Source organism: Micromonospora radicis, assembly GCF_003583405.1.
GTDB classification, from domain to species: Bacteria; Actinomycetota; Actinomycetes; order Mycobacteriales; family Micromonosporaceae; genus Micromonospora; species Micromonospora radicis.
Genome location: NZ_QXEC01000013.1, coordinates 22925 through 47668, shown reverse-complemented (window position 1 = coordinate 47668; position 24744 = coordinate 22925). Strand labels below are relative to the sequence as shown.

At 72.0% G+C, this 24744-nt stretch carries 22 protein-coding genes; 3 read left to right on the top strand and 19 right to left on the bottom strand.

Annotated elements, in window-relative coordinates; all coding sequences use genetic code 11:
- Window positions 1-164: 164 nt before the first annotated feature.
- From D2L64_RS15195 to D2L64_RS15180, 4 genes are read right to left on the bottom strand one after another with little or no spacing between them, the layout of a single operon-like run.
- Window positions 165-1313 (bottom strand): serine hydrolase domain-containing protein, encoded by a 1149-nt coding sequence (locus D2L64_RS15195; RefSeq protein ID WP_119576980.1) that lies wholly within the window; start codon window positions 1311-1313, stop codon window positions 165-167.
- A gap of 4 nt (window positions 1314-1317) precedes the next feature.
- On the bottom strand, window positions 1318-2145 hold the full coding sequence (locus D2L64_RS15190) for a carbohydrate ABC transporter permease (protein WP_119576977.1): 828 nt from the start codon (window positions 2143-2145) through the stop codon (window positions 1318-1320).
- Window positions 2142-3113 (bottom strand): carbohydrate ABC transporter permease, encoded by a 972-nt coding sequence (locus tag D2L64_RS15185; RefSeq protein ID WP_199714538.1) that lies wholly within the window; start codon window positions 3111-3113, stop codon window positions 2142-2144. The genes D2L64_RS15190 and D2L64_RS15185 overlap by 4 nt, the downstream gene beginning before the upstream one ends.
- Complete coding sequence (locus D2L64_RS15180; RefSeq protein WP_199714537.1) at window positions 3110-4471, bottom strand: ABC transporter substrate-binding protein; 1362 nt, start codon at window positions 4469-4471, stop codon at window positions 3110-3112. The genes D2L64_RS15185 and D2L64_RS15180 overlap by 4 nt, the downstream gene beginning before the upstream one ends.
- 398 nt (window positions 4472-4869) lie before the next feature.
- Between D2L64_RS15180 and D2L64_RS15175 the strand changes: the two genes are divergently transcribed.
- From D2L64_RS15175 to D2L64_RS15165, 3 genes are all read left to right on the top strand, one after another.
- On the top strand, window positions 4870-5865 hold the full coding sequence (locus D2L64_RS15175; protein WP_233558963.1) for a LacI family DNA-binding transcriptional regulator: 996 nt from the start codon (window positions 4870-4872) through the stop codon (window positions 5863-5865).
- Between the two features lie 121 nt (window positions 5866-5986).
- Window positions 5987-6928, top strand: a complete 942-nt coding sequence (locus D2L64_RS15170) for a glycoside hydrolase family protein (RefSeq protein ID WP_119576971.1) — start codon at window positions 5987-5989, stop codon at window positions 6926-6928.
- On the top strand, window positions 6921-7871 hold the full coding sequence (locus D2L64_RS15165; RefSeq protein WP_233558962.1) for a carbohydrate kinase family protein: 951 nt from the start codon (window positions 6921-6923) through the stop codon (window positions 7869-7871). The genes D2L64_RS15170 and D2L64_RS15165 overlap by 8 nt, the downstream gene beginning before the upstream one ends.
- Before the next feature lie 6 nt (window positions 7872-7877).
- On the opposite strand, the gene D2L64_RS15160 is transcribed toward D2L64_RS15165, so the two are convergent.
- The 15 genes from D2L64_RS15160 to D2L64_RS15090 all read right to left on the bottom strand — a co-directional run bounded on the left by D2L64_RS15160 (window position 7878) and on the right by D2L64_RS15090 (window position 24415).
- Window positions 7878-9089 (bottom strand): low temperature requirement protein A, encoded by a 1212-nt coding sequence (locus tag D2L64_RS15160; protein ID WP_158603507.1) that lies wholly within the window; start codon window positions 9087-9089, stop codon window positions 7878-7880.
- Between the two features lie 11 nt (window positions 9090-9100).
- Entirely contained in the window at window positions 9101-9922 is an 822-nt protein-coding gene (locus D2L64_RS15155; RefSeq protein WP_119576962.1) for an alpha/beta fold hydrolase, read from the bottom strand.
- Between the two features lie 143 nt (window positions 9923-10065).
- Entirely contained in the window at window positions 10066-10503 is a 438-nt protein-coding gene (locus D2L64_RS15150) for a DUF4395 domain-containing protein (RefSeq protein ID WP_119576959.1), read from the bottom strand.
- Window positions 10504-10646: 143 nt separating this feature from the next.
- Window positions 10647-11093, bottom strand: a complete 447-nt coding sequence (locus D2L64_RS15145; protein ID WP_233558961.1) for a thioredoxin family protein — start codon at window positions 11091-11093, stop codon at window positions 10647-10649.
- A 111-nt stretch (window positions 11094-11204) separates the two neighbouring features.
- Entirely contained in the window at window positions 11205-12326 is a 1122-nt protein-coding gene (locus D2L64_RS15140; protein ID WP_119576956.1) for an LLM class flavin-dependent oxidoreductase, read from the bottom strand.
- Window positions 12327-12344: 18 nt separating this feature from the next.
- Window positions 12345-13412, bottom strand: a complete 1068-nt coding sequence (locus D2L64_RS15135) for an LLM class flavin-dependent oxidoreductase (RefSeq protein ID WP_119576953.1) — start codon at window positions 13410-13412, stop codon at window positions 12345-12347.
- Window positions 13409-14761, bottom strand: a complete 1353-nt coding sequence (locus D2L64_RS15130; RefSeq protein WP_119576950.1) for an NtaA/DmoA family FMN-dependent monooxygenase — start codon at window positions 14759-14761, stop codon at window positions 13409-13411. The genes D2L64_RS15135 and D2L64_RS15130 overlap by 4 nt, the downstream gene beginning before the upstream one ends.
- Before the next feature lie 16 nt (window positions 14762-14777).
- The gene (locus D2L64_RS15125) at window positions 14778-15983 is read right to left on the bottom strand and encodes an LLM class flavin-dependent oxidoreductase (protein ID WP_119576947.1); all 1206 of its coding nucleotides are present in this window, start codon (window positions 15981-15983) and stop codon (window positions 14778-14780) included.
- 9 nt (window positions 15984-15992) lie between these two features.
- A complete protein-coding gene (locus tag D2L64_RS15120) occupies window positions 15993-17615 on the bottom strand; it encodes a dipeptide ABC transporter ATP-binding protein (RefSeq protein WP_119576944.1) in 1623 nt (540 codons plus the stop codon).
- Entirely contained in the window at window positions 17615-18496 is an 882-nt protein-coding gene (locus tag D2L64_RS15115) for an ABC transporter permease (RefSeq protein WP_119576941.1), read from the bottom strand. Before D2L64_RS15115 ends, D2L64_RS15120 begins: the two co-directional genes overlap by 1 nt.
- Before the next feature lie 2 nt (window positions 18497-18498).
- Window positions 18499-19434 (bottom strand): ABC transporter permease, encoded by a 936-nt coding sequence (locus D2L64_RS15110; protein ID WP_119576938.1) that lies wholly within the window; start codon window positions 19432-19434, stop codon window positions 18499-18501.
- A gap of 2 nt (window positions 19435-19436) precedes the next feature.
- Window positions 19437-21077: an ABC transporter substrate-binding protein gene (locus tag D2L64_RS15105; protein ID WP_119576935.1), complete on the bottom strand. Its 1641-nt coding sequence runs from the start codon at window positions 21075-21077 to the stop codon at window positions 19437-19439.
- Between the two features lie 56 nt (window positions 21078-21133).
- The gene (locus tag D2L64_RS15100) at window positions 21134-21673 is read right to left on the bottom strand and encodes a flavin reductase family protein (RefSeq protein ID WP_119576932.1); all 540 of its coding nucleotides are present in this window, start codon (window positions 21671-21673) and stop codon (window positions 21134-21136) included.
- A gap of 29 nt (window positions 21674-21702) precedes the next feature.
- Window positions 21703-22560 carry a DUF1684 domain-containing protein gene (locus D2L64_RS15095; protein WP_119576929.1) on the bottom strand — a complete coding sequence of 286 codons (858 nt, stop codon included), beginning with the start codon at window positions 22558-22560 and terminating at the stop codon, window positions 21703-21705.
- A 598-nt stretch (window positions 22561-23158) separates the two neighbouring features.
- Window positions 23159-24415, bottom strand: coding sequence for an acyl-CoA dehydrogenase family protein (locus D2L64_RS15090; RefSeq protein WP_233558960.1), 1257 nt, complete (start codon window positions 24413-24415; stop codon window positions 23159-23161).
- Window positions 24416-24744 lie beyond the last annotated feature (329 nt).

Here is a 24744-nt window from a genome sequence, read left to right as displayed (position 1 = left end):
GGCGTGCCGCGCTTCGTCGGCGCGGCGAGATCGCGGAGTCGTTGTCCCGGGGGGCAGTCCGTCGCGGCGCTGGGCCAGGTCGGTTAGGCGCCGGACGCCGGTCCCCCGGTGTCCGCGCCGACACGGTGGCGCGGACACCGGGGGACCGGCGGCGGAGAAGGCCGTTACTCCCCCAGGCAGCGGCGGACCGCGGCGCTGAGCAGGTTGGCCCGCTCGTCGTCGATGCCGCCCATCTGGTTGACCACGTACCCGAAGCCGACCTGGTGGGTGTCGTCGGCGAAGGCGAGGTGCCCGCCCGCGCCGTCGTGACCGAAGCTGCGGGCGCCGACCATCGGCCGTGGTGTCGACTGCACGAGGAAACCGGTGCCCCACCGGTGACCGACGTCGGGGTGCCCGTACACCTGCTGCCCGGCGGCGCGGACGGTGATCGCGTCGTCGACGGAAGCGGTGCTGAGCAGCCGGGGTCCGCCGACCTCGCTGACGCAGGCGGCGTAGAGGCGGGCCAGGCTCTCGGCCGTGCTGACCGCGCCGGCACCCGGGATCTGGGCCGCCTGGATGGCCGGGTCGTTGAAGCTGACCAGGCCGTCGTCGTCGGCGGGGAAGGCGAACGCGCCGCCCATGGTGATCCCGCGTTCGGCGACCGGGTGGCCGGCCGGGCCGAGATCGCCGATCGGCGCCAGCATCCAGGCGACGGCGTCCCGTTCCCGCGCCGGCAGGCCGATCCAGGTACGCAGGCCGAGGGGCTCGGCGAGGGCCCGGGCGAAGTAGGCGCCGGGCAGTTCGCCGGTGATCCGGCGGACCACCTCGCCGATCAGCCAGCCGTAGGTGATCGGGTGGTAGCTGTGTGCGGTGCCGGGCTGCCACAACGGGGTCTGCGCCTCGATCGCCTCGATCACCGGATCCCAGGCGATGACTTCCTCGCGGGTGAACGGCTTGTCCAGCGCCGGCAGGCCGGACTGGTGGGTGAGCAGCCACCGTACCGGGATGTCCGCCTTGCCGTTGCGCCCGAACTCGGGCCAGTAGCGGGTGACCGGGGCGTCGAGGTCGAGGCGGCCCTCCTGCACCAGCAGGTAGGTGCAGATCGCCATGATCCCCTTGGTGACGGAGAAGACCACGGCGGGGGTGTCGGCGGTCCACGGTCGACCGGACCGGGGGTCGGCCAGTCCGCCGTGCAGGTCGACGACCTTGCGGCCGCGTACGTAGACGGCGACCGCGGCACCCACCTCCCCGCGGTGGGTGAAGTTGGCGCGGAACACGTCGGCGACCGGGCCGAAGCCGTCGTCGGCGTGTCCGCCAAGCTGCGGGACGGTCAACTCGCTATCCCTTCACGGAGCCCTGGAGCAGGGCCTTGATGAACTGCCGCTGGAAGATCATGAACACGATGAGGGTCGGGGTGAGGATGAGCAGCGAGCCGGCGCAGAGCAACACCAGGTCCGTCCCCCACTGCCCCTGGAACGCGCCCAGCGCACCGGCCATGGTCCGTTTGGTGGCGTCGTCGACCATGACGATGGCCAGCAGGAACTGGTTCCAGGTCCAGAGGAACAGCAGGATGGTCAGCGAGGCGATCGCCGGTCGGGCCAGCGGTACGTGCACCCGCCAGAACAGCTGCCAGGTGTTGCTGCCGTCGACCCGCGCCGCCTCGGACAGTTCGCGGGGCACGTTGGTGAAGTGGGCCCGCATCCAGAAGACCGCGAACGGCATGTAGAGGCCGATCAGCGGCAGGATGATCGCCCACCGGGTGTTGAGCAGGCCGAGGTCCCGCATCTGGTAGTACAGCGGGGTGACCACGGCCTCGAAGGGCAGGGTCAGGCCGAGCAGCAGCAGCCCGAAGGCGATGTGTCCGCCGGGTACCCGCAGGTGGCCGAGCCCGAAGCCGGCCATGGTCGCGATGAGCACGCCGATCGGCACCACCCCGGCGACGATCAGCATGCTGGACTTGAGCAGGGCGCCCATGTTGGCGGCGGTGAAGGCGTCGGCGAAGTTGCCCCACTGCGGGTCCGACGGCCAGGCCAGGCCGGTGGGTACGGTGCCGCGGGGTTGCAGGGCCGCCGACAGCATGCTCAGGAACGGCAGCAGGGTGACCACGACCAGCGCGATCAGGAAGATCCGTCCGCTGACGCGTTCGCTGCGACTGGTCAGGTTCACGCCTTCTCTCCTCGGGTCAGCCGCTGGATCGGCAGCACACACACCAGGACCAGCAGCATCAGCACCACGCCCAGGGCGGAGGCGAGCCCGACCTGCCGCTGGGAGAAGGCCAGCCGGTAGATCTCCAGGCCGGGCACGGTGGTCTGGATGCCCGGGCCGCCGCTGGTGGAGATGTAGACGATGTCGAAGCTGGCCAGGGCCGCGATCACGGTCACGGTGAGGCAGACCCCGATCTCCTGGCGCAGGCTGGGCAGGGTGACCGCGAAGAACTCCCGGATCGGGCCGGCGCCGTCCATCCGGGCCGCCTCGTAGAGCGAGGGGTCGATCTTGCTCATGCCGGTGACCAGCAGGATGGTGCAGAGGCCGAGCATGATCCAGGTGCCGATCACGCCGACCGACGGTAGCGCCGTGCTGAACTCGCCGAGCCAGGGCCGGGTGATCCGTTCCAGTCCGACGGCCCGGAGCAGCTGGTTGACCAGACCGTTGCTGGACAGCACCCAGCTCCAGGCGATACCGGCGGCGACCAGCGGGATGACCTGGGGCAGGAACAGCACGGTACGGACCAGGGTGCCGCCGGGGCCGGTGGTGATGCGCCGGACCAGGCTGGCCACCAGCAGACCGAGGGCGACCGGGATGAAGCTGAAGAAGATGATCAGTACGAACGCGTTGGTGATGATCTTCAGCAGGTCGCGGTCGGTGAACACGGTCAGGTAGTTGTCGAACCCGACCCACTGTGCGGTCCCGATGCCGTTCCAGCGGTACAGGGAGTACTGCACCGTCAGCACGAGTGGGCGCAGCACGAAGACGCCGTACATGATCAGGGCGGGCAGGACCCACAGCCACCCGACCCACCGGGCCGTGCGGCCCCACCGCTTCCGGTGGGGCCGCACGGGGAGTTGTGGGTCCGCCCCGCCGGGCCGGGGCGCGGTGCCCGACCCGGCGGGGACGCTGCCGAGGGCAGACGTCATCGGGACAGTTCCTTCTCGTACTCGGCCTGGACCGCCTTCACGTACCCCTCGGGGGTCTGCTGACCGGCGATCAGCTTCTGCATCTCCGGGGTGATGGCCGCGGCGAAGATGCCGCCGGTCGCGTTCGCGGTGAAGTCGACCGCGCCGTTGTCGGCGCCGAGCTGCTGCGAGGCCTTCAGGGTCTCGGCCAGCACGGTGCCGTCGGCCACCGGCGGCAGCGGCAGGTCGGCCGGGCCGCCGGGGTGCGAGCCGCCGACGTTGACCGAGATCTCCCGGGCCTTGTCGTTGGTGTGCACCCAGTTCAGGAAGTAGGCCGCGGCGTCGGGGTTCTTCGCCCGGGCGCCCACGCCGAAGGTGTTCGGGGCGGACATCGCGACGTGCTTGGCGTCGGCCGTCTCGCCGGGGAACAGGAAGAACCCGACGTCACCGGCCATGTTCTTGTCCAGGTTCGCCGACTCCCAGTCGCCGTTGAACATGAACAGCCCGTTGCCCTTCTGGAACTCGCCCATCATCGCGGTGTAGTCGATGGCGTTGGCGTCCTTGGGGAAGTAGCCGGCCTTGGCCCACTTCTCGATGGTCTGCGCGGCCTTGAGCGAGGCGGGGGTGTCGAAGGTGGCACCCTGCTTCTGGAAGATCCAGTCAGCGATCTGGCTGGCGTCGCCGTACTGGTTCTGCAGCGCCTGGTACGGGAAGTTGATGCCCGCGGTGTTCTTGTTGAACTGCATGATCGGCAGCAGGTTGGCGGCCTTGGCCTTGACCAGCAGGTCCTCGAACTCGGCGATGGTGGCCGGCGGCTGGGTCATGCCGATCTGCTCGGCCTGCTTCTTGTTGTAGAAGACGCCGGTGACGCTGTAGCCCAGTCCCATGCCGTACAGGGAGCCGCTGCCCCGCTCCGCCCCGCCGTCGGTGAGCCGCAGCTGCACCAGCTGGGAGGCGGGGAACTTGTCCCAGCCGTGCGCGTCGAAGTACGGGTCGAGGTTCTTCAGCAGCCCGTCCTTGACCAGGTCGACCATGGTGGGCAGCCGGATGATGTCGGGCGCGTTGTCCGAGGCGAGCACCCGGGGCGCGTTCTCCACGATGACGGTGAACTGGTCCTCGCGGACGTTGAACTTGACGTTCGGGTGCTGCTTGGTGAACTCGTCGGCCAGCGCCTTGGCCAGCGGGAAGCCGGTCTCGGCGTACATCTCCAGGGTGATCGGGTCGGTGCCCAACTCCGTGCTGACCGGGGCGCCGGAGTCCTCCGACGTGGGCTGCTCGGATCCGGGCGCGCTACAGGCGGTGATGGTCAGGCCCGCGGCCAGCATCGGCACCAGCAGTGCCAGCCGTCGGCGGGTGAATCTCGTCGAGAACTCCGACACCTCAAAGGCTCCCTTGACTATTCCGCGTACCTCGTCGGTTGACGGCCGGGCATGGTGGTTGCCACGCTTCGGCCGTCGGACGTCACGTCTCGTACGTGCCGTCCGATCCGGCTTGGCAGCTCGCGGTACCAATAGAAACTCGGCGGTTTGGGCCTCCGCCAGCGGCTAAACCCCGTCGCTAAACTGATTTAGCAGAGCATGCGCCCAGGGGTCGGGGCTGTCAAGAAGGAGTTCGCAACGGTCCGGAAACAACAGGTTCACGAGATGGACTCGGTGGTCCGGGACCGCCCGGCGACGACCGGCTGGGCGGCGCCACGCATCATGATGGGGAGCAACTGCGGCAGTGAATCGCCGCGATCGGAGGACTGATGGGCCGCAACCGAGCAACCCTAGCCGACGTGGCCGCGCGGGCCGGGCTGTCCAAGACCGCGGCGTCGATGGTGCTCAACGGGCGGGAGGGGACCAGACTCTCCGCCGAGGCGCACCAGCGGGTCTTCGCGGCCGCGGAGGAACTCGGTTACCGACCCAACATCGCCGCGCGCAGCCTGCGTACCCGCAAGACCGCCACCATCGCCTTCGTCTCCGACATCGTCGCCACCACCCGCTTCGCCGGTGGCCTGATCCGCGGCGCGCTGGATGCCGCCCGCGAACGCGACCACGTCCTGCTGATCACCGAGACCCAGGGCGACGCGGCCTTCGAGCAGTACGCCATCGAGACCATGCTCGACCGCCAGGTCGACGGGGTGATCTACGCGGCCATGGCGACCCGCCGGCTGGCGGTGCCACCGGCGATCCTCGCCGGTCGAGTGGTGCTGCTCAACGCCACCAGTTCGGAGGAGCTGCCCTGCGTACTGCCCGACGACGAGCGGGCCGGCGGCACGATCGCCGAGACGCTGCTGGCGTACGGCCACCGGGACCGGATCGCCCTGATCGGCCGCAACCGCCCCAAGGAACACGACCCGGAGATCTCGCTGGCGGCGCAGGCCCGGCTGCGCGGCATCCGGGACACGCTCGCCGCCAGCGGGGTGGAGCTGGCCGTCGAGGGCTTCTGCCCGGAGTGGCTGCCCGAGCACGGCTACACGGCGACCCGGGCGCTGCTGCGCCGGCCGACCCGGCCCAGCGCGATCATCTGCATGAACGACCGGCTGGCGTTCGGCGCCTACCAGGCGCTCGGCGAGGCCGGCCTGACCATCCCCGACGACATCTCGGTGATCTCCTTCGACGACGACCCGATCGCCTCCTGGGTCCGCCCGGGGCTGGCCACGGCCGCGCTGCCGCACGAGCAGATGGGTCGCCGGGCGGTCGAACTGCTGCTCGACGGCGACGAGCACGACGCCTCGCTGGTGCCGATGCCGCTGCGCCGACGCCGCTCCGTCGCCCCGCCGGCCGGCTGATCCGGGTACCCGGTCGTCCCGTCCGGCACGGCACCGGACACTCGGTTCGGGACCGGACCTCCGGGGGCGGGCGCAGACCCCGGGGTCGCCGCTAAACCGATTCACTGGTACGTTGCCCGCCATGTTACGTCTGCCCGACCACTGGGTGTGGGACAGCTGGTACGCCCAGGACGACGACGGTCGGTGGCACGCGTTCTTCCTGCGCGCCTCCCGGGCCCTGCTCGACCCGCACCGTCGTCACCGCCGCGCCTCGATCGGCCACGCCGTCTCCACCGACCTGCGTTCCTGGCAGTTGGTCCCGGACGCCCTGGTACCCGCCGACGCGGGCTGGGACGACCTGGCCACCTGGACCGGCTGCACCGTCCGCGGCCCGGACCAGCGGTGGTATCTGTTCTACACCGGGGTCGGGCGCGCGGAGGACGGTCTGGTCCAACGCATCGGCCTGGCCGTCTCCGACGACCTGGTCACCTGGCACCGGCACGGCGACGGCCTGCTCGTGGAGGCCGACCCCACCTGGTACGAACTGCTCGACCGGGAGATGTGGTACGAGCATGCCTGGCGGGACCCCTGGGTGTTCCCGGACCCGGACGGCGACGGCTGGCACATGCTCATCACCGCCCGGTCGAACCAGGGCCCGGCGGACGCGCGCGGCGTCGTCGGCCACGCCACCTCCCCGGACCTGGTCAACTGGACGGTCCGGCCACCGCTGTCCGCACCGGGCGACTTCGGACACCTCGAGGTGCCCCAGGTCGCCGTCGTGGACGGGCAGCCGCTGCTGCTGTTCTGCACCAACGCCGTCGCCGCTGGTCGCGGGTCGGAGCACCAGCTCTGGACGGTGCCGTCGGCGACCGTGCGGGGTCCGTGGGACATGGCCGCCGCCCAGCCGGTCCCGCTGCCGAACCTGTACGCGCCACGGCTGGTGCCCGACGGCGACGGCTGGTCCCTGCTGGGCTTCGTCGACCACGCCGACGGCCGGTTCGTCGGCGAGATCAGCGACCCGATCCCGGTCCGGTACGACCGCACCGGCGGCCTGGTCGCCCGGCCGGCGGAAGCCGGTGACTGAGGTGCCCCCGGCACCGGCGGTCACCGTGCTCGGTGAGGCGGTCGTCGACCTCGTGCAGGCCCCGGACGGTCGGTTCACGGCCCACCCCGGGGGCAGCCCGCTCAACGTCGCCGTCGGGCTGGCCCGGCTCGGCGTACCGACGACGTTGCTGGCCCGCTTCTCGACCAGCCGGTTCGGTCGGCGGCTGCGCGCCCACGCCGAGCGCAACGGCGTCGACCTGCACCACGCCGTCGACACCGACGACCCGGCGACGTTGGCGGTCGCCTCGCTGAGCGAGGCCGGGGTGGCCACCTACGACTTCTACGTCGAGGGAACCGCCGACTGGCAGTGGCGCGACGACGAGCTGACCCCGGCGCTCACCGGCCGGGGCATCGTGCACACCGGCTCGCTGGCGGTGTTCCGCTCCCCCGGCGCCGACCGGGTGGCCGCCGCCCTGCGTACCGCCCGGCAGCGGGGTGCGCTGGTCAGCGTCGACCCGAACATCCGAGCCGGTCTGGTCGGTACCGTGGCCGAGGCGCGGGCCCGTACCGAGCAGCTGGTGCGGCTGGCCCACCTGGTCAAGGCCAGCGAGGAGGACGTCGACTGGCTCTACCCGGGCCGGTCGGTCACGGACGTGCTGCGGCACTGGCGGGAGCTGGGTGTCACGCTGGCCGTGGTCACGCTGGGCGGCGACGGCGCGGTGGCCGTCTCCGGCACCCGCGAGTTCCGCCAACCGGCGCCGGTCGTCGACGTGGTCGACACGATCGGGGCCGGTGACGCGTTCACCGCCGGACTGCTCGCCGGACTGTCCGGCCGCGCCACCTGCTGGCCGGACGAGGAGATCGCCACCGCGCTGCGGTACGCGGTCGAGGTCGCCGCCGTCACCTGCACCCGGGCGGGCGCCGACCCGCCCCGTCGCGACGAGTTGCCGGAGCGTCCGGACGGACCGCTCACTGCGCTCTGACCGGCGTCACCGGTCGGTCGCGGACGCCCCGGCGGGCCTGCGGCCGGCCGGTGACCGCCGGGGCAGCACGGCCAGCCCGACCAGGTAGGCGGTGAGCAGGCCGATGGCAGCCAGCGCCGGCACGGCCCGGCCGACCGGCAGCAGGAGCAGTGGTACGACCGCGACGGCCAGGTGGTTCACTCGGGTGCCGCAGCCGGACAGGTAGCGCACCAGCAGGCTACCCAGCAGGTAGAGCGCGGTGCCGCCGTAGAGCGCGACGCCGCCCGGCCAACCCAGTGCCGCCCCGCCGGGCGACTCGGCGGCGGTGACCGAGGCGAGTACGTCCTCGAAGCCGAGCGCCGTGTAGATCACTCCCGCGATCAGCGGCAGGTGCCCCAGGGAGTAGACGTCGGCGCCGATCCGGTTCCGCCGCTCACCGCGCGCCCGCGCCAGTGCCTGCTGGGCGACCGGGCTGACCCGGTCGAAGTGGATCGACCACAGACTCGCGATCAGGACGAACCCGATCACCGCGGCGGTCAGGACGGGAATCCGGGTGACCATGACGCCGACACCCACGCCAGCCGCCAGGAACGACTCCCCCAGCGCGATGATCAACACCAGTCCGTGCCGTTCGGCGAAGTACTCGGGGCTGCGTAGCGGCCACCCACCCAGCCGGTTCTGCACGACGCCCCGCTGCCCACCGGTCTCCACCACGAAGGCCAGCGCCCACAGCCAGGTCTGCGCCCAGCCGCCGAGGACCGCGCCGACCAGCAGCGGCACCCAGGACAGCACGCTCGCCACGGCGAAGCGCCGGATCCGCAGCCGCAGCACCGGCTCGCCCACCCAGTGGTACAGCGCCAGGTGCACGGCGCGCAGCAGCACGTACGACAGGGCCAGCAGCAGCGGCCCGTCCAGACCCGGCCCGACGTCCCAGGCGCTCGGCATCACCAGGGCGGCCACGAAGAACCCCGCCATCGCGACCAGCACCAGCAGGCGTATCGGCGGGACGTCGACACGGGTCTGGTTGCCCAGCCAGAGGTACCCCGACCAGGCGAACCAGAGCAGCGTCAACAGCAGCAGGCCACGGCCCATCGCCACCGGGTCCGGTGGCTTGCCCATGAAGGCGACGATCCGGGTGAGCGTGAAGACGAAGACCAGATCGAAGAAGATCTCGAAGGGGGTGACGGTCGGCAGCCCACGGCCCGCCGCCGGGCGGGCCGCCCACCAGCGACGACCCACCGCGGTGCGGCTCAGCCGCGCAGGAAGGCGAGCAGATCCTGGTTGACCCGCTCCTGGTGGGTGTCGCTGAGACCGTGCGGGGCACCCGGGTAGTAGATCTCCTGCGCACCCGGGACCAGCTCCGCGGTCTTGTGCGCCGAGTCCTTCACCGGCACGATCTGGTCGTCCTCGCCGTGCAGGACGAGCGTGGGGATGTCGAACTTGGCCAGGTCGTCCCGGAAGTCGGTCTCGGAGAAGGCCTGGATGCTGGCGTAGGCGTTCCACAGCCCGCACTGCATGCTCCACAGCCAGAACTGGTCGAGCACGCCCTTGGAGACCTTCCCGTCGGGCCGGTTGGCGCCGTAGAACATCAACGCGAGGTCCTGGTAGAACTGCGACCGGTCGGCCACCAGGTTCGCCCGCATCTCGTCGAAGACCTTGATCGGCAGACCCTCGGGATTGTCCGGCGTCTGCACCATGATCGGCGGTACCGCGGACATCAGCACCGCCTTGGCGACCCGACCGGTGCCGTGCCGACCGATGTAGCGGGTCACCTCACCGCCGCCGGTGGAGTGGCCGACCAGGGTGACGTCGGACAGGTCCAGTGTCTCGACGAGCGAGGCGAGGTCGTCGGCGTACCCGTTCATGTCGTTGCCGCCGGCCGCCTGACCGGACCGGCCGTGTCCTCGCCGGTCGTGCGCCACCACCCGGTAGCCCTGCTGCGACAGGAACAGCAGCTGCGCGTCCCAGGCGTCGGCGTTCAACGGCCAGCCGTGCGAGAACACCACCGCTGGGCCGTCGCCCCAGTCCTTGTAGTAGATCTGGGTGCCGTCCTTCGCCGTGACGTAAGCCATGCCCCACGCCCTTCCCCCGGTTTGCCGAACCCACCGCGAACTGCGGTTCCAGGAAGGATGCTAGGCAGCAACCACCTCGCCACGGGGCGGTTCGCGGAAGACCGGGACACCGCCCATCCCGGCTGCCCCAGACGAGCAGCTGGTCAGGAACTCGCCGGCACCCGGGCCGTCATCGGACGGCCGATCAGCCGGCGCAACGTCAGGTAGCCCAGGCAACCTAGGCAGAGACCGAACGTGGCGTTCAGGAAGGCCGCGGCCAGGGCCGCCCCGGTCGCGGCCAGGGCCAGCACCGGCAGCCCGGTGAACTGGCCGACCAGCGCCACCGCGACGAAGAGCAGGCCGACCAGCTGAGCGAAGCGGACCGGGGCGGCCGGCTCCAGTTCGGTGGGCGCAGCGAGCCGGGGAGCGACGAGCGTGCGGTAGAGCCATCCGTACGGGCCGAGGCGGGGGTCGGCCGCGGTGATCGCGAACACCACCGCCTGGCCGACCAACAGCGGGGTGCCGCCGACGAGCAGCGCTCCGGCGAGCACGACGGTGGTGACGGCCGCGGCGAACCGGGGCGCGCGAGGGTCGAGAAGCATGACCGTTCCTGACGGGTCGGACCGCGGCGGGGGCACCTTCGCGGCGGGGTGGCGAGGTGGTCAGCGGGTACGCGCGCGACGACAGAGGCTGGCCGCCAGCCGACCGTGATCCACCGTCCGGCGGCGGGTCAACGCCACCGGCTTCACCGGTTCGCCCCGGCGGTCAGTTCGCGCACCGCGGCGACAAGCTCGCCGAGGTCCGGCACCCCGGAGACCCGCCGCGCGACCCGACCTTCGCCGTCCACCAGCAAGACCGTCGGCGTACGCCAGACACCCAACTCCCGGGCGGCTGCCAACTGCTGCTCGGCCTCGACCTCCAGCAGCCGCACCCCGTCGACCGTGGCGCTGACCCGCTCCAGGACCCGTCGGGTCGCCCGGCACGGCGCGCAGACCGCCGAGGAGAACTGCAGCAGCGTCGGCGCACCGGGGGTCAGGCCGAGACCGACAAGCGTGGCAGCCGCAGCGGCGGTGGGCGTGGGCGCGACCGACCTGATCCGCCCGTCCCTGCGCCGGTGCCACCACCCGAAGGCGGTGGCCGCCAGTAGCACACCGACCACCACGGCCAGCCCGGTCAACGAGAGCTCCTGCACGGCTCTAACCTGCCACAGCGGGGTCGGCGGCCACCTCAGCCGACCGGCCGGACGTACCGTCGGTCGGTGGCCCCGGCCGGCGACGACGGGTCGGAAACGACGCTTTCCCACTCATCCGAGCCATTGTTCGGCCAGGAGTCGGTAGGAGGCGACCCGGTCGGCAGGGTCGTGGGTGATGGTGGTCACCAGCAGCTCGTCGGCGCCGGTGACGTCGCGCAGCGTGCCCAGCAGTCCGGCGACCGTCTCCGGTGCGCCCACGAACTGGGTGTCCACCCGGTCCGCGACCAGTTCCTGGTCGGCGTCGCTCCAGGGCAGCCCGACCACGTCCGCGGGACGGGGGAACGGGATGGCGCCCTCACCGGTGCGGATGCTGCGCACCCAGACCGGATACGGCGCGGCCAGTTGCCGGGCCGCGTCGTCGGTGGGTGCCACCACCACGTCGACGGCGACGACCACGTACGGCTCGGCCAGCGTGGACGAGGGCTGGAACGCGTCCCGGTAGGCGGTCACCGCGTCCAGGACGGTGGCCGGGCTGACGTGGTAGTTGGCGGCGAACGGCAGGCCCAGCGCGCCGGCCAGCCGGGCGCTCTCCCCACCGCTGCTGCCCAGTAGCCAGACTTCCAGGTCGGTGCCCTCCCCCGGCACGGCGTGCGCGTCGAGGCCGTCCGCGTCGTGGTAGTCACCCCGGATCAGGGCGAGGACGTCGGCGACCTGCTCGGCGAACGGTGGCGGCACCGCGCCGGGCTGGTACAGCAGGGCGCTGATCTGGGCGAATCGGGGCGAGGCGAGGACCTTGGCGTAGGAGAACTGCGGCGGGATGAGTAGCCCGTCGACCACCCGGGCGGGCGTCGCCGGGGTGGGTACGAGCGGTGCCTGGCCCGCCTCGACCCGGCGCTGTCCGGAGCGGCCGAGTCCGAGGTCGATACGGCCGGGGTAGAGAGTGGCCAGCGTGCCGAACTCCTCGACCACGGACAGCGCGCTGCGGTGCCCGGTCTGGACCGCACCGGAGCCGACCCGGATGGTGCTGGTGGCGGCGGCCACCTGCCCGATGAGCACGGCGGGCGCGGAGCTGGCCACGCCCCGGACGAGATGGTGTTCGGCCAGCCAGTAGCGGTGATAGCCGAAGTCCTCGACGTGGCGGGCCAGGTCGAGGGTGGCGCGTAGGGCGTCACCGACGCTGCTTCCGGCCGATACCGGTGCGAGATCGAGAACGGACAGCGGGGTGGGTGGCATGGGGCTCCCGTGGCGAGTTCAGGCCGTGGTGGCGACGGTCGAGGGGTGGTGCAGGGTGCGGCTGGGGATCTCGCGCCGCAGCACCGGCGCGATCTCGGACTGGAACAGCTCCAGGCTGGCCCGGTGCTGGGCGTCGGTGAGCCCGTCCCGGTCGGCCTGCAGGTGGATCACCTCGTGGCCGAGTTCGGCGTGGTAGCGCAGCACCTTGTCGACGATCTGCTGCGGGCTGCCGACGAGGATCGAACTGCGTTCGACGGCGTCTTCCAGGGTCGGGAAGACCGGTTCGACACCGAGGCGACGAAACGCGGCCAGGCGGGCCTGGTAGATCGGCCGGTAGGTGTCGATCGCCTGCTGGGAGGTACGGGCGACGTAGAAGCCGGCGGTGCCGGCACCGACCAGTGCGTCGGCGGGATCGTGGCCGTAGTGCGCCCAGCGGTCCCGGTAGTGCCGGACGAGTTCGGCGTACGGTTCGACGGGGTTGGTGACGTTGGCGGAGAAGATCGGGTCGCCGTGCCGGGCGGCGAGGTCGACGGAGTCCCGGCTGGTGGCGCTGCCGTGCCAGATCCGGATGGGTTGTTGCAGCGGACGTGGCCACGTCTCCGCCTCGGTCAGCGACGGCCGGTACCGGCCGGTCCAGGTGACCTTCTCCTCCCGCCAGAGCCGGCGGAACAGCTCGTAGCCCTCCCGGTTGCGGTCCCACTGGTCGTCGGGGGTGACGTGGAACAGCTGCGCCTGGGCGGCACCGTTGCCCTTGCCGATGATCAATTCGAGCCGGCCGCCGGAGAGGTGGTCGAGGGTGGCGTAGTCCTCATAGGCGCGTACCGGGTCGAGCAGGCTCAGCGTGGTGACCGCCGTGAACAGCCGGATGGTGCTGGTCCTGGCCGCGATGTGGCTCAGCACCACCGGCGGCGAGGAGGAGATGAACGGCCGCTCGTGGCGTTCGCCGACACCGAAGCCGTCGAAGCCCAGTTCCTCGGCGAGGACGGCGCCCTCGACCACCTCGCGGAATCGTTCGGTAGTGCTGCGGATCCGGCCGGTGACCGGATCCGGCAGGTGGGTGATCAGCGTGATGAGCAGGAACTTCATGCCGCCACCGCCGATGGGGTCCGGGCCGCGGGCAGGTTCAGATGATCGCGGAGGGTGGTGCCGGTGTACTCGGCCCGGAAGACGCCGCGTTCCTGCAGCAACGGCACCACCCGGTCGACGAACTCGTCCAGGCCGCCGGGGGTCAGGTGCGGCACCAGGATGAAGCCGTCGGCGGCGTCGGTCTGCACGAAGTGGTTCATGCTCTCGGCGACGTGTTCCGGGGTGCCGATGAAGGACTGCCGGCCGGTCACCTCGATGACCAGGTCACGGATGCCGAGGTGCTTCTCCTCGGCCAACGCCCGCCAGCGGCGGGCGGTGGTGATCGGGTCGTCGGTGAGCCGCGTCCGGCCCTTGATGATCGAGTCGTCGTCGAGCTGTGGGTCCTCGGCGGGCAGCGGCCCGTCCGGGTCGTAGCCGGACAGGTCCCGGTTCCAGAGCTGTTCGAGCAGCAGGATCGCGGTCTGCGGGGAGACCTGCTGCCGGCGGATGTGGTGAGCGCGTTCCCTGGCCTCGGCATCGGTGTCGCCGAGTACGAAGGTGACCCCGGGGATGATCTTCAGGTCGTCGGGGCCGCGGCCGTACCGGGCCAGGCGTGCCTTCACGTCGCGGTAGAACTGCCGGCCGTCTTCGGGGGTGCTGTGCCGGGAGAAGATCGCGTCCGCGCTCGACGCGGCGAACTCCCGGCCCTGCGGCGAGTCGCCGGCCTGCAGGACGACCGGATGTCCCTGCGGGCTGCGGGGCACCGTGAACTGCCCGGAGATGTCGAACTGATCGCCCTGGTGAGCGAAGGCGCCCACGTCGGCGTCGCGCAGGTACCGTCCGGCGGCACGATCCCCCAGCACCGCGTCCGGGTGCCACGAGTCCCACAGTTCGCGGGCGGTCCGGACGAACTCCGTGGCCCGCTCGTAGCGCAGCGACCGGTCCAGGTAGCCGCCGCGTCGGAAGTTCTCGCCGGTGAACGCGTCCGAACTGGTCACCACGTTCCAGGCGGCCCGGCCGCCGGAGAGGTGGTCCAGGCTGGCCAGCTGCCGGGCCAGCTCGTAGGGCTCCCGGAAGGTGGTGTTCAGCGTGCCGGCCAGCCCGAGGTGGGTGGTGACCCCGGCGAGGGCGGCCAGCAGGGTCAACGTGTCGGGCCGACCGACCACGTCCAGGTCGTGAATACGGCCGCGTTGTTCGCGTAGCCGCAGCCCTTCGGCGAGGAAGAAGAAGTCGAACTTGCCGCGCTCGGCGGTTCGCGCGAGGTGCACGAACGAGGCGAAGTCGATCTGGCTGCCGGCGGCGGGGTCGCTCCACACGGTGGTGTTGTTCACGCCGGGAAAGTGCGCGGCGAGGATGAGCTGTTTGGGCATGTCGGTCTCCTGACGGTCAGGCCGGCGACGCGGCGACGTGGCGGTTCACCGGTCGGGGCAGGCCGAGCAGGTCTCGCAACGTCCCACCGGGATAGCGGGTCCGGAACAGTCCGCGGTCGCGCAGCGCCGGCACGAGCCCCCGGACGATCGTGCTGAGGTCGTCGGGCAGCACGGCGGGGCGCAGCCGGAAGCCGTCCACGCCGGCCCGGTGCCAGTCGGTGAGCAGGTCGGCCAGTTGCGCCGGGCTGCCGGTGAACAACGCCGCGTCCGATGCGTACGCCGCGCCGGCCAGTTCGTCGAGCCGGTCGCGGCGTCGGCGGGCCAGCGTGGGTGTCTCGTCGAGCAGCACGACCAGGTCGGCGAGGATCCGCAGCGGCGGGTCGACCCGGCCGGCGGCGGCTTCGGCGGCCCGCACCTCGGCGACGATCTCGACGGCCCGCGTGGTGTCGGCCGGGGTGACGAAGACGACGTCGGCCTGCCGGGCCGCGAAGGCGTAGGCGGCCGGCACGTGGGCCAGCACGGCGACGGGCGGCTGTCCCTGCGGCGGCCGGGGCACGATGGACGGTCCCTTGACCGAGAACCACCGCCCGGTGAAGTCGATGTAGTGCAACCGGTCCCGGTCGACGAACCGGCCGGTCGCGGTGTCCCGGATCACCGCGTCGTCCTGCCAGCTGTCCCACAGCCTGCGGACCACCTCGACCACGTCGGTCGCCTCGGCGAACAGGTCGTCGACCAGTTGCGCCGTCTGCGGCGCGTCGAGCCGGAGCGGATCGACCGGTGGGATGTCCCGGCGGCCGAAGTGCCGGGCCTCGGCGGACGTGGCGGAGACGCGGGGCCGCCAGCCGGCCCGCCCGCCGCTGACGTGGTCGAGGGTGGCCACGGCGGTGGAGAGGTGGAACGGTTCGGTGTGCGTGACGGTGGCCGTCGGCACGAGCCCGATGTGCCGGGTCGTCGGGGCGACCCGGGCGAGGATCTGCACCGCGTCGAGTCGTCCGCGCTGCTGGTCGGTACGACCGTCGGGGCCGTCCGGGCGCGACGACTGCATGGCGAGGCTGTCCTCGACGGTGAGCAGGTCCAGCGTGCCGCGTTCCGCCTCGGCGGCCAACGCGGTCCACCAGGTGGCCTGCCATGGTGCGCTCGGTTCGGCCGCGGACAGCCGCCAGGCGGCGGGATGCCAGCCGAGGCCGTCGAGGGCGACGGCGAGGTGCAGGGTGTCGGGCACGGATGCCTCCTACGGTCGGCCGGCGGTGACGAGTGCCGGCAGCGCGGCGAGCAGGGCGCGGGTGTAGTCGTGTCGGGGATAGGTGAAGACGTCGCCGACCGGTCCCTGCTCGACCACCTCGCCGTCGGCCATCACCAGCACCCGGTCGGCGAGGTGGTGCACCACACCCAGGTCGTGGGAGATGAACAGCAGGGCGGTGCCGTCGGCGGCGCGCAGGTCGGCCAGCAGGTCGAGGACCTGGGCCTGTACCGAGACGTCGAGTGCGGAGACCGGTTCGTCGCAGACGATCAGGCTGGGTCGGGGGGCGATGGCGCGGGCGATGGCGACCCGCTGCCGTTGCCCGCCGGAGAGTGCGCGGGGGTGGCGGTGCAGCAGGTTGCGGTCGAGACCGACCCGGTGCAGCAGTTCGACGACGTGGTCGGTCCGGTCGGTCCGGGCGATGCCGGAGTCGAGATTCTCGGCGATCACCTGGCGGACGGTCCACCGGGGGTCGAACGAGCTGAGTGGGTCCTGCGAGATCACCTGAAGCTGGCGGCGCAGGGTCCGGCGGGCCCGTTCCGGTATGCCGGTCCAGGGTGTCCGTTCGAAGGTCACGGTGCCGGCGTCGGGGTGGAGCAGACCGGCCACGATCCGGGCGACGGTGCTCTTGCCGGAGCCGGACTCGCCGACCAGGCCGAGGGTCTCGCCCTGCCCGATGCGGAAACCCACGTCGCGGACGACGGTGTGGGCGCCGTACCGTTTGGTGAGGCCGACGGCCTCCAGGACGGTGTCGGTCGGGCGGGTCTCGGTGCGGGTCGGCAGTTCCACCCGGGCGGATGTGGTGGTCGTGCTGAGCCGTCGGCCGCGCGAGGAGGCCGACGGGACCGCGTCGAGCAGTTGCCGGGTGTAGGGGTGCTCGGGCGCGCGCAGTAGCCGGTCGGTGGGCCCCTGCTCGACCACGCGTCCGTCCCGCATCACCAGCACCCGGTCGGCGACCTGGGCGACCACCGCGAGGTCGTGACTGATCAGCAGCAGGCTCAGCCCGGCGGCGAGCCGTTCGGCGAGCAGCGCCAGGATCTGCGCCTGGACGGTGACGTCCAGTGCGGTGGTCGGTTCGTCGGCGATCAGCAGCGCCGGTTCGCCCGCGAGGGCGGAGGCGATCAGCGCCCGCTGGCGGAGGCCGCCGGAGAGTTGGTGCGGGTACTGCCGGGCCCGCCGCTGGGGTTCCGGCACACGCACCAGGTCCAGCAGATGCCCGACCCGGCCGGCGCGTTCCCGTCGTCGGACGATGTCGTGGCTGGCCAGTACCTCGGCGATCTCGGCACCGACGGTGCGCAGCGGGTCGAGCGAGACCAGGGCGTCCTGCAGGACCAGCGCGGCGATCCGGCCGCGGACCCGCCGCCAGTCGCGGGGGCGGTGCTCACGTACGTCGGTGCCGGCCAGTTCCAGTCGGGACGCTTCGATCCGGGCGTCCCGGCCGGCGAGACCGACCAGGGTGCGGGCGGTGACGCTCTTGCCGGAGCCGGATTCGCCGACGATCGCCACGCACTCGCCGGTGGCGACGGTCAGGTCGATCCCGCGTACGGCGGCCACCTCGCCGGCCGGGGTGTCGAAGGTGACGTGCAGGTCCTCGACCGCGACGAGGTCGCCCATCAGCGCTGCCGCCCGTCGAGTCGACGCTGCCAGTGCCGGCCGAGGACGGTCAGCGACACCACGGTCGCGGTGACCGCGAGGCCCGGCAGGATGGTCATCCACCAGGCGACGTGCAGGTAGTTGCGGCCTTCGGAGAGCATCGCGCCCCATTCCGGTGACGGTGGTTGCGGTCCCATGCCGAGGAAGCTGAGGCCGGCGGCGATGAGAACCGCTTCGCCGAGACCGATGACGGCGAGCACCGGGATCGGTCCGATCGCGTTCGGCAGGATGTGCCGCAGCACCAGGCGGGGGCGGGACAGTCCGAAGGTGACGGCCTGTTCGACGTAGCCGCAGCGGCGTACCAGCTGGGTCAGGCCCCGGACCACCCGCGCGTGCCGGGGCAGGGTGACCAGCCCGATGGCGATGATCAGGCTGACCGTGCCCGGGCCGACGATCGCGATGAAGAGCATGGCCAGCAGCAGGGTGGGGAACGCCGACAGCGCGTCGAGGGTACGGCTGAGTGTCTCGTCCGCGACCCGGTGGGTCAGTCCGGCGAGCAGACCGAGCAGTACTCCGCCACCGACCGCGATGGCGGTCGCGGCGACGGCGATGGTGATCGAGTGGCCGGCACCGTGCACCACCCGGGTCCACACGTCCCGGCCGAGGTTGTCGGTGCCGAACCAGTGGCCGCTGTCCGGTGCGGACAGTACGTTGCGCGGATCTGCGGCGAGCGGGTCGCCGGGGGCCAGCGCCGCCGGCCAGAGCACGGCGACCAGCAGCACCGTCAGGTACGCCCCGGCGGCGAGCAACCCGATGTCGAGGCGACGGCGGGGGCGGGTGGCCGCCTGTCCGCTGGTCGTGACGGTGGCACCGGCGGGGAGACCGTCCAGGGTCACGGTCATGGTCAGCTCCTTCGCAGCCGGGGGTCGACGAGTAGGGAGACCAGGTCGGCGGCGGTGTTGACCACCACGTAGACGGCGGCCGACAGCGTCACCACGGCCAGCACGACGGGCATGTCCTTGCCGGTCACCGCGGTGAGGGTGACCTGGCCCAGGCCGGGTCGGCCGAAGACCTGCTCGATGATGACGGCGCCGCCGAGCAGGGTGCCGAACAGCCAGCCGGCGAGGGTGACCGCCGGCAGCAGGGCGTGGCGCAGCGCGTGCCGCGCCAGCACCACGCCTTCACGCAGACCACGGGCGCGGGCGGTGAGGACGAACGGTTCGTCCAGCGCCCGGTCGACGCCGTCGCGGAGCACCTGGGCGAGCAGCCCGGCGATCGGCAGGGCCAGGGTGACCGCCGGTAACACCAGTGCGCGTGGGCCTGCGTCGCCGGCCACGGGGAACAGCCCGAGGCGGAACGACAGCACGCTGAGCAGCACCAGTCCGATAAGGAACGGCGGGGTGGAGACCAGCAGCAGTTCGGTGCCGGAGCTGAGCCGGCGCAGCCAGGGTCGGCGGTCACCGGCGGTGACCGCGGCGATGATCAGCGCCAGCAGCACACCGAGCGTCGCGGCGGCGAGCGAGAGGATCAGCGTCGGGGCGAGTTGTTCCCCGATCACCTCGGCCACCGGCCGCTGCAGCAGATAGGACCGGCCCAGATCGCCGTGGGCGAGTCGCCACAGGTAGTCCAGGTACTGCAGCAGGGCGGGACGGTCCAGTCCCCACTCGGCGATGATGGCGGCCCGGATCTGCGGGGTGTCGGCGCCGTCGCCGATCAGGGTGTCGACGGTGTCTCCCGGTGCGGCGAGCACGGCGAGGTACGCGGCGGTGGCCGCCACCCAGAGCACGACCACCCCGGCGGCGACGCGGCGGAGCACGGCCCGCAGTTGCACCCGTCCCATGGTCACTGGCCGATCCACAGGTCGTACGCGCTGGCCGGCACCCCGGCGGTGGGTTCGAACCGCACTCCGCCCACGGTGTTGCTGGCGGCGATCTGGTCGGCCGGGGCGTAGAGCGGCAGGACGAGGGCCTGTTCGGCGACGACCACCTGTTGCAGTTGGGCGTAGATGTCGGCGCGTGCGGCCGGGTCGGCGGTGGCCTGCCCCTGCTCCAGCAGTTCGTCGACCCGGGCGTCGTGGACCCGGGTCCGGTTGATCCCGCCGGCGGAGTGCAGCAGCAGGTTCAGCGCGGCGCCGGCGTCGGTGTCGGCCCGGGAGTTCTCGAACACCTCGTACTCGTTGGTGTCGAAGGCCTTCACGGCGGTGCCCTGGTCGACCAGGCTGACCTTGAGGTCGATGCCGGCGCTCTGCTTGACGGCAGCCTGGACGGCCTGGGCGAGCACGTCGCGGCGGTCGCGGACGAACGGCGCGGCCTGGATCAGTCGTACGGTGAGTCGTTTGCCGTCCTTGGTGCGGTAACCGTCGGCGTCGCGCTGGGTCCAGCCGGCCGCGTCGAGCAGGTTGTTGGCCTTGGCGGCATCGCCGCCGTAGCTGCCTTCGAGGCGCTTGTCGTAGAACGGGCTGGCGGGGCTGATCACGCTCCAGGCTCGGGTGGCGGTGTCCTGGTAGACGGCGGTCAGCAGGGTCGGCACGTCGACGGCCTCCCGGAACGCCTGCCGGACCCGCAGGTCGTCGAAGGGTGCCCGGGAGACGTTGAAGTAGTACGAGAAGGCGGAGCCGGAGTTGAGTTCGCGGATGAGCCGCAGCTGCGGGTGGCCGTCGATCAGCGGGACATCGGTGGCGGGCACCCCCTCCACGAGCTGCACCTGGCCGGAGGTGAGCGCACCGACGCGGACCGCGGACTCCTTGAGGAAGCGGTAGGTGATGCCGTCGAGGTGCGCCGGGCCGGTGTGGCTGGCCGTCGGCGGCGCCCAGTCGTAGTCGGGGTTGCGCTTGTAGTGCAGTTCCTGGCCGGGGAGGTAGCGGTCGAGGATGAACGGGCCGGTGCCGACGACGTCGAGCCCACCGGCTTTGAGGTTCGTCGCCTCCCGCAACGACCTGGGTGAGATCAGGGCGCCCTGGGGAGAGGCGAGGAAGTCCAGGATCAGCACGTCCGGTGCGGTCAGCACCAGGCGTACGGTGCGCGGGTCGACCACCTCGACGGCCTTGAGGTTGCGCAGTTGCACGGCGGCGACGCCGGGGGCGTAGCCCTCCTCGCGGAGCTTGTCGAAGTTGGCCTTGACCGCGTCGGCGTCCAGCGGCGTGCCGTCGGTGAACCTGACCCCGTCGCGCAACGTCACGGTGTAGGCGAGCCCGTCGGCGCCGGCCTGCCAGCCGGTGGCCAGCCAGGGTACGAGCCTGCCCTGTTCGTCGTAGGTGAGCAGCGACTCGAAGCTGTTCCACACCAGCAGCCGGGCCTTGGCCTGGGCGTACTGGTGCGGGTTGAGGGTGATCGGTTCGGTCTCGATGGCCCAGGTCAGGGTGCCGCCGGAGCGTGGCTCGCCGGCTGCCTCGGCGGGGGCGGTGCTGGTGGCGGTGGAGCAGCCGGCCAGCAGCAGGATCGGTACGACGATGGCGGTCAGGGCGGATGTCCGGCGGGCGGGCATGACGAGGTCTCCTGTCGGGCAGCGCGAGGGGTGCGGTGGATCCGGTGTGCCGCGGGTCAGGCGGCCGCGTGGGCGGCCCATGCCTCGGCCGCGGTTGCCAGGCCGGTGTAGCGGCCTCGGTGGTAGAGCAGCGGCGAGCCGGCCTGCGCCCGGCGGATCAGTTCCGGCTCGGCCAGCACGATGGCGTGGCTGCCGACCGTCACCCGGTCGATCACGCGGCACAGCAGCCAGGCGAGCGTGCCGTCCAGGATCGGCACCCCTGCCGGCCCCGTACGCCAGCGGGTCGGCGCGGCGAACCGGTCGATTCCGCTGGTGGCGAAGGTGTCCGCGAGACCCTGCTGGTGGTGGGCGAGCAGATGCACGCCGACGTGTCGGGCGGTGGCCACGGTGGGCCAGCTCGACGAGCCGTTGTTCACGCAGAACGACACCACAGGTGGGTCCAGCGACACCGAGGTGAAGGAGGTGGCGGTGAATCCGACCGCGGGTGCGCCGGGTGCGGTGACCACGGTGACGGTGCTGGCCTGGTGGCGCAGTAGGTTACGGATCTCCTCGGCGTCGGCGTCGACGGCGGACAGATCGTCGATGGGCGGTGCCATGGGGGCCTCCCCGGCGGGGTTCGGAGTGGCTAGAGCCGCTCGTACGGGATCTTCTCGCCGGCCTCGACCGCGATCGGGAGCCGGTTCTCGGCCGGCGGCAGCGGGCAGGTGGCGAAGTCGGTGTAGGCGCACGGCAGGTTCGTGGCCCGGTTGAAGTCCACGGTGACCCGCCCCTGCGCGTCGGGTGGATCGATCGCCAACGACCGGTTGGCCGCGTAGGTGGTGCGGCCGGAGGTGGCGTCGGTGAACAGCACCGACAGGCTTGCGGGGGTGGCACCGTTGAAGGCGGTCAGCCGCAACCGCCGACCGTCCACGGTGAACTCGATCCGGCCGGGTGCGTCGTAGACGTGCTGGAGTCCCTCCACGGCGGCGCCTACGGTGGTCGGTCGGGGACTGTCGAACGGCACGAACCGTCCGCTGAGCACCCAACGGCTCGTCGGTGGGTACGCGGGTGTGCCGCGGAAGCCGGTGCGCAGTGGATGGTCCGGATCGCGCGGGCGCAGGATGTCGTGTCCGCCCCGGCGGGCGATCTCCAGCACCCCACCGTCGATGCCGACGGTCACGCCGTCGCGTTCGGCGATCGTGCCGAAGTCGTGCCGTCCGGTCACCGTCTCGCCGCCGACGACGAGCTTCTCGCCGTGCGCCAGTTCGACGGCGACACCCGTCGGGCCGGTGCGCCACCGGCCCGGCACACCCGGGAAGCGTTGCGGCCCGGTGGTGAGCCAGTGCAGTCCGGTCACGGCGAGGAAGCCGTGCGGGGCGGCGAGGGATCGCTCGTGCGCGAGGTGCCATTGCTGCCACTCGCGGGCGAAGGCCTGCTCTGCCGGGTCGCCGGCCGGGCCGGCTGGTGGCGTCGTGGGAGCGCTCGGTGGGGCGGCGGCGGTCATGGCGGTCCTCCGTCTGATGTGGACGATTCGCGGCGCGGCGCCGGGGGGAGGCAGGGCGGCGCCCGGGCGGCGTGGGCTGGTGAAGGCGTTCGCGGAGGTGGGGCCACGGTGCCCACACCGATTCCTCACGCCGCTGCATGCCAGGCGCGAGGCGATTCAGAAGAGGGGTCGCTCAGCGGCGACGTCGGCTCAACAGGCGCTGCTGCACACCCGGAGGAAGTCGACGAAGCGGCGCCGGACGAGACGCGTGCTCCGATACATACCTGGACGGTAACGTGACGCCGCCGAACCGTCACGCCCACTGTGACCCCGCTCACAGCAGCGGACCTCGCCTCCGGGCACCGATCGAGCGCCCACCAAGCGCGGCAAGGCGGCTATCGAAGCGCCATCCAACTGCGCTTATACCCATCATTCAATCTATGCATGTCGAATCGGCGTCGCCGGGTATAACCTATCCAGCCGGTGGGTTATATGGGTATCGTGAGGCCACCTCCGGACCGCGCGAGGGAGAGGACAGCCGATGAGTGTCGCACTCCCCGCCGGCGCGAACGGATCACCGCTGCCGCCGCGGTGGGCACGGAACTCCCGAGGACCGGCGCTACAACTGCCCGTGCCGGGGCGGCGGCGTACCGTCGAGCAGCCAGCGGCCCACGTGCTGCACCTTCCACCGCGCCGGGTCGTGCAGGGTGTGGGTACGCGCGTCCCGCCAGTAGCGGGACAGGTTCAGCGAGTCCGCAGCGGACCTGGTGCCGCCGAGTTCGAACAGGGCCGAGGAGGCTTGCACCGAGGCCCGGGCGGTGGCCACCTTGGCAATCGCGGTGGCGACGGAGGCACCCGCGGCGCTGTCGTCGGTCAGGTCAGCCTCGGCCGCGTCGATGGTGAGGGCCGCCTCCCGCAGCAGCGCCTCCGCTGCCCGCACCAGGATCTCCAACTCGCCGGCCTGTTGGACGAGCAGTGGTTCCTCGGCGGCCCGCGCCACCCCGGACTCCCACCAGGGCCGCGCCCGGGCGACCTGGGTGACCGCGGCGTCCAACGCCCCGCGGGCGATGCCGGCGTCGAGCGCGGCGTGCAGCACCTGCGCCCGCGCACCGTAGGTGGTCGCCCGGGCGAAGATCGGCGTGTACGGCACCACCTGCGTCTCGTCGACCGGCACCCGGTCCAGCAGTACCGTCCCGCTGGCGGTGGTGCGTTGCCCCATCCCGTCCCAGTCGTCGCGCACCGTCACCCCGGGGGTGTCGCGGGGCAGGTAGGCGAGCACCTTGGTCGTGGGCGCGGCGGGGATGTCCCGTGCCTCCCCCGCGGGTGTCGCCGCCCCCGAGCCGGTCCGGGCCACCGCCGCGTCGGCCAGCACCGCGCGGACGACCAGCCAGTCGGCGAACAGCGCGCCGGTACAGTAGAACTTCTCGCCGTCCAGCAGGTACCCGCCGCCGGCCCGGGGACGCAGCGTGGTGGCGTCGGCGGCGGCCGTACGGCCGCCGCGCTCCGCCTGGGCGTTGGCGAAGCGCTGCCCGGCCAGCGCCGCCTCGAAGTAGCGTCGCTGCTGGCTCTGCGTGCCCTGCAGGCGCAACGCCTGGAGGAAGACGACGTGACTGTGCGGGATCTGGGCCAGGCTGGCGTCCGCCACCGCGAGAGTCCGGAACACCTCGGTCAGCGTCGCGACGGAGACATCGGCGCCACCGAAGGCCCTGGGTACGGTGATCCCGAGCAGGCCGGAGGCGGACAACTCGGCCAGTTCCGCCTCGGGCAGGCGTCGTTCCCGGTCCCGGGTGGCGGCATGTGCCGCGTACCCGGCAGCCAGCTTCCGGGCGGTCTCGGTGGCCTGCTCGTCCGTACGGATCAGCTGGGTCGTCGACACAGGCCACCCTCCTCCGACCACGGCGTCATCGCCCCTGGCAGACGGCACTCTATTCCTACCTGCCAGATAGGCATAGTGTCCCGCCTGCCGGGAGCCGCCGTCAATGCGCCGCCGCGCGGCGTACCGGTCGTGGTAGCGCACCACGTACCCGCCACCGCATAGCCGCTGCCGCGCGCCCTGTCGAGCTGAACCGTTCGCGCTGTCAGCTCGACAGGGCCGCCAGCCGCCAGCCGCCAGCCGCCAGCCGCCAGCCGCCAGCCGCTGCGATGATGGCCGCCGCCGGTAGCCGCCGGGGTGGGGATGATGGCCCTCGCCGGTGGCCGGGTTCG